Below are 9245 nucleotides of genomic sequence, written 5' to 3' on the forward strand. Positions count from 1 at the left end.
CCGCCGTATTCGGGCGGCCGCGGCGGAGGCGTCAGGCATTGCGGGCCTCCCTGGCCTTCCTGACGGCGGCCCAATCCTCGGGCGTGTCGTGGAGGTCCATGGGCAGGATCACCGGCGGGTTGGGGTCGTAGGGGAGGACGACGGGATCGCCAGGCTCCCACTCTTCGCCCGACGACGCCGTGGCGGTCGCGACCGACAGGGAGGCGTCCTGGGCCGCCATCTCGGCGCGCAGGATCTCCAGCGCCGCGTCGGCCGGGCAGAGCAGCCCCGCCTGGCAGCGGCGGAGCGCTCCGAAGACGTGCGCCCGGGCCTCCAGACCGGCCTCGCGGGAGATCCGGCCGTTGGCGACGTCGTCCGCGAGCCTCGGGAAGGCCGCCCGGGCGGCGCGGTTGATCAGGTCGACGTCGGGGTCGTGCTGCGCGTCGGGCTCAGAGGAAGGACGAGTTGCGTACATCGCGGTTCTCCTGGCGGGGGCGGTAAGGGGTGGAAAGGGCGGCGCCGAGCAGGACGCCGGCGTCGCGGATGACGTCGTCCTCGCGGGCCCGGCCGGCGCGGACGTCGGCCTGCATGCGCTGGATCTCGATGCCGACGGCGGAGATCACGAGGAGGGAGGCGCGGCGCTCGCGCGCAGCCGTGCGGAGGCGGTCCTGGACATGGTCCAGGCCGGGTGTCGTCGTCGACATGGTGGTCTCCGGAGGGCTAGTGGCGCGAGATGCCGGGGGCGAGGTCCCTCGCCTGGAGGATCGTGCGGCAGAGCTTCTGCAGCGTCCGCAGAGAGCCCCCCTGGCCCCATGCCTCCTCCAGGGCCCGGTACTCGACGTCGTCGAGCACGCCCCACGCCTCGTCGAGGCCCAGGTCCCGGCAGGCCGCGCGGGCGAACTGAGGGGCGAGGATCGGCAGGTGTTCGGGCAGCGGCGTGCCGACCGGGATGATCCTGCACCTGTCCTGAAGGACGTGGGGCACCCGATTGATGTCGTTCACCGTGATGATGAACTGCACCGGCGTCAGGTCGATGGGAGCCTGGACATAGCTGTCGTACCAGGCCGAGGCCGTGCTCCTCTCCAGCATCGAGGTTAACGCGTCGGTAAGCTTCCCCGTGTTGCTGTCCCTGGACCCGCCGGCCTTATCGAGCTCGTCGACGTGGCAGATGATGCTCGCGACCGACGAGCGCAGCAGGCTCGCCAAGACGTAGGACGGGTGAGCGGTGCTGTAGCGCGATGACGTCGAGCCGAAGCTGGCGTCCTGGGCCGCGTCGGCGTTGAAGCGGAAAACCGGCCGCCCGGTCTCCTGCCCGAGCACGCGGACGTACTCGGTCTTGGCCGTGCCCGGGTCCCCCCACAGGATCACGGGGTCCCAGCCCCAGTGCCCCCTCGCGGCATACGTGACCATAGCCTTCGCCGCGACGTGCATGTGCGGCAGGCGCGCCAGGATGCGCTCGACGATGGGTCGCCTGTCGTCGGGCACCGCGACGAGCGGCAGGTCCTTGTTCAGGATGGGTTCGACCGTGCGCTCGACGTCGCGGCGCATGTCCGACCGGCCGACCTCGCCGACCCTCCGCAGGACGATGACGTGGCCGGGCTTGGCCGCGCGGTCCGGATCGGCCGCGGCGGCCTTGGCGACCGGCTCGGCCCTGGGGCGCGGCCGCGGCAGGGGAGCCTGGCGCCAGCGCACGATGCCGGCACGGTCCTCCTCCAGGTCGAGCCGCTCCTCCTCGTCGAGGGGCGCGACCGCCGTCTTCGCGGCCGGCACGATCCCGGGCAGGTGCTCCAGCCCGAGCGCGAGCGCGTGGCTCATGGCGAGGCACGGGCCGCGCCGCGGGCCGCGCCGTGAGAGCTCAGAGGCCAGGAAACAGGGGTGCTGCGGCGTCAGCAGGCTCAGGCCGTGCGCGACGTAGTGCAGCGCGTCGCCGGGCTCGGCGTGCCGGGCCTGCTCGATGGCGTAGTCCTGGGCGTACGGGAGCGCCTCGCGCCGGCCGAGCGCGAGAGCGTAGAAGGCGAGGCGCCCGAGGATTTCCGGCAGGAGGGGCCGGTCGAATCCGTCCTCGTCGCACAGGACCTGCTCGCCCACGTAGAGGGCGGTGACGAGCTGGTCGCCGAGGCGCCCGCGGGCCTCCGCCGTATCGCCGGCGCGGACGCAGTCGCGGTGCGACCGCTCCAGCCCCGTCACGTATTCGAACTCGACGCGGTCGGGCGACGTCGCTCCGGCCGCGATGACGATCTCGGCGACGAGCATGTGGCGGAACCACGCGGCTCCGTCCTGGGCGACGCTGTCGTTGATGAGGGATGCGGTGCAGGCGTACAGCTCGCGCGTCGGCGCGAAAGCCGCCCTGGGGGGCTTCTTCATATTGGTACACTCCAATGCGCCTGGGAGACATACGCCGCCCTTGGCCGTCTTCGGTGTAGCCGCGACCTCTTAACGGAGTCTAACCGCTCGAAGGAATCTCACTCCAATCCTTCGCGGTGCTTGAACGTCGGGCTCCGGCGGACCTGTCGGAGCAGGAAGAGGGCTTCTTTCGCGGCCCGTTCGGCATCGTCCAGTGAGACGTTCTTGTCGCCCCGGCCATGCTCGTCGGCGTAGCGGGCCAGGGCGGTCAGAACGTAGCCCATGCCTTCCGCGTCGTCCCCGTACGCGGCGGTTCCGAGCGTCGCCAGTACCTGGGGATGGACGCCGTTCCTCTCGATGCGGTCGCGGGCCAAGGTGCGCCGGTTGATGCCGAACGCTAGCGGCAGCGCGTGGGACCACCCGCCCGGCCAGAGGCGCGTCCCGGCGCGGTCGACGGCGTCCACCAGCGCGGCGTTGACCGCGACCGGATCGAGCGGCTGCGGCTCGCCATCGCCGACGAGGTAGGGCTGCCGCTCGGGGTCGAAGGCGAGCGCCAGGCGCCCGACGAGCCCGACGGCGATCCACCCGTCGGGGCGCGGCCACGTCTCGGCCGACACGTATTGAAGCACGATATCCATGGGCTCGGGATAGCACGGCCCGGGCGGCGCGCCAGCGGCTCGGGCGCGTCCCTATACGAATCGAGGGATCCCCGTACCCTCCCTGATGGGAAGGGACCGGGACATGCTGACGGACACTGAACTGGACGAGCTCGCGCGCGCCGTCGCCGCGCTCGGGGACGAGGATGCCGGGCGCCTCGACGAGGCGGTCCGGGAGCGCCGCCGGGCCGAGGCGCCCGGCGTCATGATGGTCGAGACGACAACCAGCGCCGACGGCACGGTGCAGACCCGGACCGCGGTGTCGCGGCGGGTGAGATACCTGCAGCCCCAGGTCGCCACGGTCCCGCTGAGGCTCGACGCCAGGCTGTCGAGAGCACGCCCCGGTTCGGACCCGCTCGATGACCGCGGCCCGTTCATGGTGGCCACGGCATCCAGGCTGGAGGACCAAGGACGCCTGGAGGTGCTGGTCTACGCCTACCAGCGCGACGTCGCCCTGATGGATCTCTCGTTCCTCCACCTCGCTGGCGGTCCTTGCGAGGTTGGGCCCTGGAAGCGCTGGGATGGCCGCGATGGCATCAACGGCCCGATCATACGGCCCGAGTTCGCCCTGGTCCCGGGACCGCACGGCTACGAGGTCGAGCTCAACCGCTTCATGCCGGTGGTCGCCGAGCGCACCGTCACGAGGGTGGCCTGACCATGGCCGATCCGCACGTCACGCCCTCGGGCATCGTCGTCGAGTTCCGGCAGCACGACTTCATCCCGGGCTTCGCGGCCTACCTGCACGAGGAGGGCAAGCCGTTCCCGGACGGGAAGGCGTTCTGCGCCTTCAACCTGTCCGCCTTCCTCCAGGCGCACGTCGAGCTCGGCGAGACGCCGGCCGCGCTCGCCGAGAGCCTCGCCGACACGATGGTCCACGAGGTGGTGCACGTCATCGAGGCGTGGGCCGGCGTCGAGTTCAGCGAGGCCCGGGTCGAGCGCCTGATCGCGGACTACCGGGGCCACGCCGCGACGGGCTACGGGGACGAGGACGCCGGGATGGACTTCTCGTCGGCCCTCTACCTGGCGCGCCACGAGGGGCGGCGCATCCGCCGGAAGGGGTGGGAGTCGTGGATCGAGGTGATCCCGCGCAGCGAGGGCGGCGCCCCCATCGTGGCCTGGTTCAGCCCCGGCCGTCCCGGCTGGCTCGCCTACCACATGAACTCGGACGACATGCTCGCCGAGGACTGGGAGGTCGTGCCCGTCGAGGCCGAGACCCCGGCGCCGCCGTGGCGCGCCCGGGGCGCCGACCTTCCGCAGGTGGGGACCTTTCATGCTTGAGCCCTACGCCCGCCTCGGCGACGACGTCGTGGTCTGCGACTTCGACTGGGACAACCCGTCGATCGGTTGGCCGGGCACCTGGCTGTTCCACGACGTCAAGCGCGGCCGCCACCTGTTTCAAGCCCGCAAGCGCGACATCGGCGATGACCCGCCCGTCGAGGTCCTCGTCGCCCTGCTGCTGGCGTTCGCGGCGGGCGAGCGCGCGGGCCGGGAGGACGGCCGGGCGGAGGGGCGCGCCGCGCTCGCCGGCGAGATGCGGAAGCTGATGGGGGTGGAGGAGAGCCATGCCTGACGCGACCTACGAGGGCTTCGTGCGGGCACAGCTCGCGAACCTCGTCTCGATCATGGACCAGCCCTACGAGGAGGCCGCCGAGGACCTGCGGCGGGGGGAGTCCCTCTACGCCCGCTTCATAGATGCGGAGCGGGAGCGCCACAGGCGCGAGATGGATGCCTGGCGCACCGAGTTCCTCCGCCCGGTCCGGAACGCATGGGTCGACGTGCTGGTCGACATGGAGGCGGCGAAGGCGTCCCGGCCGGCAATCGGCAAGCCCCTGTCCCGCCGGGCCCGGCGCCGGAACCGGGGGCGCGTCAGCGCGGCGAGGGTCGCGTTGGCGAGGGTGTACCACGAGCCGGTCACGTGGGCGTGGCCTTCCCCCGGAGAGAGGTAGGCAACGGCCTACTGAAGTAGGCATGCAACGGGGAGGCACGGAGGCAATTCTTGCCTGGTAACTAGTGCGCCATCGCGTCAAATCTGACGCGCCATCCCCAAGACAGGGTGTGCATTACTGACGAATCCCGCTTCGAGGCCCTAGCGAATACCCGCCGTTCACGCTATGTTGCACCTTCGCTGAAACTGGAGTGTGCGTACTTGGCGTATCTGCCCCCGCCCTCGAAATCCTCGGCCGGCACTTACTGGAGCACCAAAACCGACGACGAACTTCTCTCCACGCAACTGACGACCGACGACCCGGAAAGCCTCGAAGACCTTTCCGAAGATCAGCCTCCAGTTGAGGAGGCACTAGTTGAAATGGCGTACAACGTTTCCGGCCGCGAGCGCGGTATGGTTCGATGCGTATTCTGTAAGCATCCAAACCACTTCAACGGCGTTGTCATGCGCTACAAGTCCGGCACTAGGCGCTTGGTTGGCCGGGACTGCGCTGGAAAGCATTACGGCGTCACCTTTGATCTCCTAGCCCGCGACTTCGATGCCGCCAGGGACCGCCGGGATTACGTCGAGCAGCAACGGCTCGTCATGGCCCGTGACCGCGACATCCTCGGCATGATGGCCGCCATGCGCGCTGACCCGTCCGTCGCGGAATTCGGGGAGGTGCGTCGGCGGTTGCGCGAGTTCGTCGGCGAGAAGCTTTGGCCCAAGCTCGTCCGCATCGCCGACGGTGACGGACGTCTCGTCGTCGAACGACGCGTCGTCAACTACGCTGCAATGGAAACCGGGCGCGGCCGTCAGTCCATCTTCGCGCTAGTGGGCGATAGATACCTGCGCGGCGCCGAGCTTGTCCGCTCTGGCCCTACGGTCGCAGAACGCCTTCAAGACATTGAGGAGCGTCTAACGGGTGTAGTCGCCACACTGCGTCGCAAGGACGCCAGTACGACTACCTTGCGACAGAACATCGTGATGCTGTCCGACTTGTTGCGTGAGGTCGAACGTGAACGAGTGAGGATGCGAGCAGTCAACACGTTCTTCGACGGGAGCAACGGGGGAGGCCTTTGCGACTTCGCTTCCTGGTTGTTTAATAACGGCAAGCAAGGCGTATCTGTCCTTTCGCTTCCCTATCGGCTCTACGACCAGGGTCGGTCGAACGGGCACCTGGAACTCTGTCCGTCCCCTCATTATCGGATACCAGGTGCCGACCTGATCGAGGTGATGCGCGACACCACGGCCCGACCTGCGAAGCGGCGCAAGGCGTCCCGGTAAGCCGGCCGAGGGAGGCTACCAGCTTCCCTAGCGCCACCCCGGTGGGCGTGCCTTGCTGGGCGCGGGAACCGGGGGACGACATGGGCTGGCGGGCGGCGGACGAATACGACCGGGAGGAGCGCGAGCGGCTCCGGAGGCTGCCCCTCCGGGAGCGGTACGCATGGGTCAGGCTCGCCGTCGTCGGCGGCGGCCTGGCGGTCGCCGTGGCGTGGTTCTGGTGGCGGCACGGATGAGGCCTACGCCGCCACCGCCTCGCCCCCGGCCGCGGCCAGGGCGGCCGCCTCGGCCTTAACCTTCTGCGCCTCTTCTTCCGCCGCCTTCCGCGCGGCGGTCTTGAGCTTGCCCTCTGCCTCGCGCTCCCGGCGCCGGCGCGCGATCTCGGCGCGCAGTTCCGAGAGGGGAGGCAGCGCGGCCGCCGCGGCCTGCCCGTCGACCCAGGCGACGTAGCGCTCCATCAGCGGCGCCTTCAAATCGAGCCGGTCGTCGTCCGTGTAGTGCCCCTCCAGGACGTCGTCCGAGCGGATGCCCTCGTTGTGGTCGGTGACGAGCTTCACGTCGGACCGCGCAATCCGGAGCTTCGTCTGGCAGATGTTCGTCAGGCAGCGCCGGATGTCGTGGGGGCTCGCGCGCAGGTCCATGTCGAACAGGCGATGGTTGATGTTCGCCGCGTTCATGTGGCCGTCGACCTTCCCGCCCTTCCTCGCGGCCTTGTACTGCGGGAACAGGTAAGGCGACTTCGCCGCCTTGGCCCGCTCCATCTGGGCCTGGACGCGCCGCCAGAGGGCCGGGGGGAGCGGGACGCAGTGCCGGTGCCGATCCTCGCGCCTGTCCGCCGTCTTCCGGTGCGCCGGCCCCATCGACCACACGCCCCAGCCGGGCGTCTCGACCCAGGGGACGAAATCCTCGACCAGGGCCGACGAGATCGGGCGCCGGCGCTGCCCGGTCATGACGAGGAGCTCCATCGCGACCGCCAGGCCGCCCTCGATGGCGCCGGCGCGCGACGCGGCGACGAGGAATCCCACCTCGGCCCCGGTCGCGATGTAGGTCCCCGGGATCTTGCCGTTCGCCCGCGGCTTGACGCCGGCCGAGCGCTCCGGGGCCCGCAGGCCCGCCATCGTCTGCTTCTCGTCGAGGCCAGACCTCGGCCGGACGTGGTCCTGGCACAGGTAGTTCCACATCGGGCGCAGGACCGACGCCAGGTGCTCGGCGTGCCGTTCCCGGCCGCTCTCGTGGATCTCCGCGACGATGACGGAGAGCTCGCTCCGGACGATGCGCCGGACCTTCCGCCCGCCCAGGGGGGCGAGCTCCTTGACGTGCAGCATGGCCCGGTAGTCGTTCCAGGTGTCCGGCCGCTTCGTCCGCTTGACCTCGGCGAGGTAGGCTGTGCGCGCCTCATCCCAGTACCAGTAGTTCATGTCCTCCAGCGCCCGCTCGAAGGCCGCGACTTTGTCCGGGTGGCGCTCCGGCGGCGGGGGCGTCGGCTCGGCCAGGCCGAGCGCGATGAACTCCTTGTGGAGCCATGCGTCGCCATCGAAGACGGCGACCCGGTTCTCGACGTCGCGACGGGCGGCCGCCGCCATCGTGCGGGCCTGGGCCAGGGAGAGCATCGCCGGGGTGCCAAGCTTGATCCGCCGCTCCTCGCCGCCGCGGACCATCTTGAACGACCACGTCGCTCCACGGGGCCGCAGGCGCAGCGCCAGGCCGACGCAGCCGCGGTCGACGACGTCCCTCGGCTTCTTCATGCCGGGCAAGCATTCGGCCGAGAGCTTGGTGACGAGTTCCGGGGTAAGGAGGAGGGAAGGCACGACGAGAACAATCCATGCACTGGGTCGGTTCTGGGTCGGCACCCTGGGTCGGCGGCCCTAGAGGGGGCAAGCGGAACGACGGTCCATGATTAACGTCCGCAGAGGGGAAACGGGGTTCCGGAAGGCCTCCAAACTGGGTCGGCAAGTCCGACACTCGGAATCATAATCCTTGTGTCGGGGGTTCAAATCCCTCCTCCGCTACCAAAGTTTTTCAACCCCGCTAAGCACTTAGCGGGGTTTTTCATTGCCTTGCCCTTGCGCCAGAACGGCAATATTCCCTAGCGCAGTGCTAGCGCAGCCCAAAAAATTGCCCTGCTCCCGTAACGGTTTGCTGGGGGGTCAGACAGCACTCTAGCGCACTTCTAGCGCAGTCATCTGCACCGCAGTAACCAGACAGGGCCGCCCCTTGAGACCCCCTGGCAACGTCCCCGACGAGCGCTTCCAGCTGTTCCAGCGCAAGGGCAGCGCCAAGTGGCAAATGCGCTTCAGCATCCGCGGGCAGGGGCAGCTCAAACGCTCCCTCGACACCGACGATCTCCGAGAGGCACAGCGCCGGGCCGAGGCCATCTGGTACGAAGCGACGTATCGGGCCCAGCAGGGCCTCACCGCCCGCGCCCATACGTTCGAGAGCGTGGCCGAGGAGTACATCGGGCAGATCCTGCGCGAGGTGGAGCGCGGCGAACGCCGGGCGGACCAGGGCAAGAGCGAGCCTGCGGTGATCCGCCGATACTTCGTGGGCTACTTCGGTCAGAAGCCCGTGGATGCGGTCAGTGAGGCCGATCTGGAGCGCTATGCGGAGTGGCGGCGCACCTACTGGACCGAGGGCCCTGGCAAGCTCATCACGCACATCGAGTACGAGAGGGGAGGCCACCGGCTACGCCGGCCCGTACGCCGCTCAGCGCCCTCTCTGAGCCGCCAGCGGGGCGAGCTGGTGGTGCTGCGGCAGCTGCTTGTCAAACGGCATCGGAACGGGACCCCTGATCGGCGTCCAATCGGGCCCCCTTGTTGAGCATGCGCGACGCCCCTGCTCAGCCCGGCGAAGCGGGTCGGGGTGGCGCAGCCGGGCTGAGCAGGGGGCCAGGATGAGCCGCGCACAGGCCGCCCTCACGCCCGGTTCTTGAAGCGCCAGCTCTCGTTGCCGGTCTCGACGATCTCGCAGTGGTGGGTCAGCCGATCGAGCAGTGCCGTCGTCATCTTGGCGTCGCCGGCAAACACGCTCGGCCACTCCCCGAACGCCAGGTTGGTCGTCAC

General features: G+C 69.6%; 12 protein-coding genes. 6 read left to right on the forward strand and 6 right to left on the reverse strand.

Annotated features, from left to right (window positions below):
- Positions 1–31: 31 nt before the first annotated feature.
- From V3T34_RS03420 to V3T34_RS03435, 4 genes are all read right to left on the reverse strand, one after another.
- A complete protein-coding gene (locus tag V3T34_RS03420; RefSeq protein WP_305078773.1) occupies positions 32–454 on the reverse strand; it encodes a hypothetical protein in 423 nt (140 codons plus the stop codon).
- Positions 429–683 carry a hypothetical protein gene (locus tag V3T34_RS03425; RefSeq protein ID WP_305078772.1) on the reverse strand — a complete coding sequence of 85 codons (255 nt, stop codon included), beginning with the start codon at positions 681–683 and terminating at the stop codon, positions 429–431. Before V3T34_RS03425 ends, V3T34_RS03420 begins: the two co-directional genes overlap by 26 nt.
- Before the next feature lie 16 nt (positions 684–699).
- Positions 700–2343: an AAA family ATPase gene (locus tag V3T34_RS03430; protein WP_305078771.1), complete on the reverse strand. Its 1644-nt coding sequence runs from the start codon at positions 2341–2343 to the stop codon at positions 700–702.
- A gap of 98 nt (positions 2344–2441) precedes the next feature.
- Entirely contained in the window at positions 2442–2960 is a 519-nt protein-coding gene (locus V3T34_RS03435; protein ID WP_305078770.1) for a hypothetical protein, read from the reverse strand.
- A 103-nt stretch (positions 2961–3063) separates the two neighbouring features.
- Here V3T34_RS03435 and V3T34_RS03440 point away from each other — a divergent pair, with 103 nt between their 5' ends.
- The 5 genes from V3T34_RS03440 to V3T34_RS03460 all read left to right on the forward strand — a co-directional run bounded on the left by V3T34_RS03440 (position 3064) and on the right by V3T34_RS03460 (position 6189).
- Complete coding sequence (locus V3T34_RS03440; protein ID WP_305078769.1) at positions 3064–3633, forward strand: hypothetical protein; 570 nt, start codon at positions 3064–3066, stop codon at positions 3631–3633.
- Positions 3634–3635: 2 nt separating this feature from the next.
- Complete coding sequence (locus V3T34_RS03445; RefSeq protein WP_305078768.1) at positions 3636–4256, forward strand: Thoeris anti-defense Tad2 family protein; 621 nt, start codon at positions 3636–3638, stop codon at positions 4254–4256.
- Positions 4249–4548 carry a hypothetical protein gene (locus V3T34_RS03450; RefSeq protein WP_305078767.1) on the forward strand — a complete coding sequence of 100 codons (300 nt, stop codon included), beginning with the start codon at positions 4249–4251 and terminating at the stop codon, positions 4546–4548. Before V3T34_RS03445 ends, V3T34_RS03450 begins: the two co-directional genes overlap by 8 nt.
- Positions 4541–4924 (forward strand): adenine nucleotide alpha hydrolase family protein, encoded by a 384-nt coding sequence (locus V3T34_RS03455; protein WP_305078766.1) that lies wholly within the window; start codon positions 4541–4543, stop codon positions 4922–4924. Before V3T34_RS03450 ends, V3T34_RS03455 begins: the two co-directional genes overlap by 8 nt.
- A gap of 200 nt (positions 4925–5124) precedes the next feature.
- On the forward strand, positions 5125–6189 hold the full coding sequence (locus V3T34_RS03460; RefSeq protein WP_305078765.1) for a hypothetical protein: 1065 nt from the start codon (positions 5125–5127) through the stop codon (positions 6187–6189).
- Positions 6190–6425: 236 nt separating this feature from the next.
- Here V3T34_RS03460 and V3T34_RS03465 read toward each other — a convergent pair whose 3' ends face one another.
- The gene (locus V3T34_RS03465; protein WP_305078764.1) at positions 6426–7994 is read right to left on the reverse strand and encodes an integrase arm-type DNA-binding domain-containing protein; all 1569 of its coding nucleotides are present in this window, start codon (positions 7992–7994) and stop codon (positions 6426–6428) included.
- Positions 7995–8472: 478 nt separating this feature from the next.
- Here V3T34_RS03465 and V3T34_RS03470 point away from each other — a divergent pair, with 478 nt between their 5' ends.
- A complete protein-coding gene (locus tag V3T34_RS03470) occupies positions 8473–9003 on the forward strand; it encodes a hypothetical protein (RefSeq protein WP_305078763.1) in 531 nt (176 codons plus the stop codon).
- A gap of 95 nt (positions 9004–9098) precedes the next feature.
- Here V3T34_RS03470 and V3T34_RS03475 read toward each other — a convergent pair.
- On the reverse strand, positions 9099–9245 hold a 147-nt coding region (locus tag V3T34_RS03475; RefSeq protein ID WP_331369099.1), incomplete at its 5' end, for an ATP-binding protein.

Origin of the sequence: Methylobacterium ajmalii (genome assembly GCF_036448855.1) — a bacterium.
Taxonomy (GTDB): Bacteria; Pseudomonadota; Alphaproteobacteria; order Rhizobiales; family Beijerinckiaceae; genus Methylobacterium; species Methylobacterium ajmalii.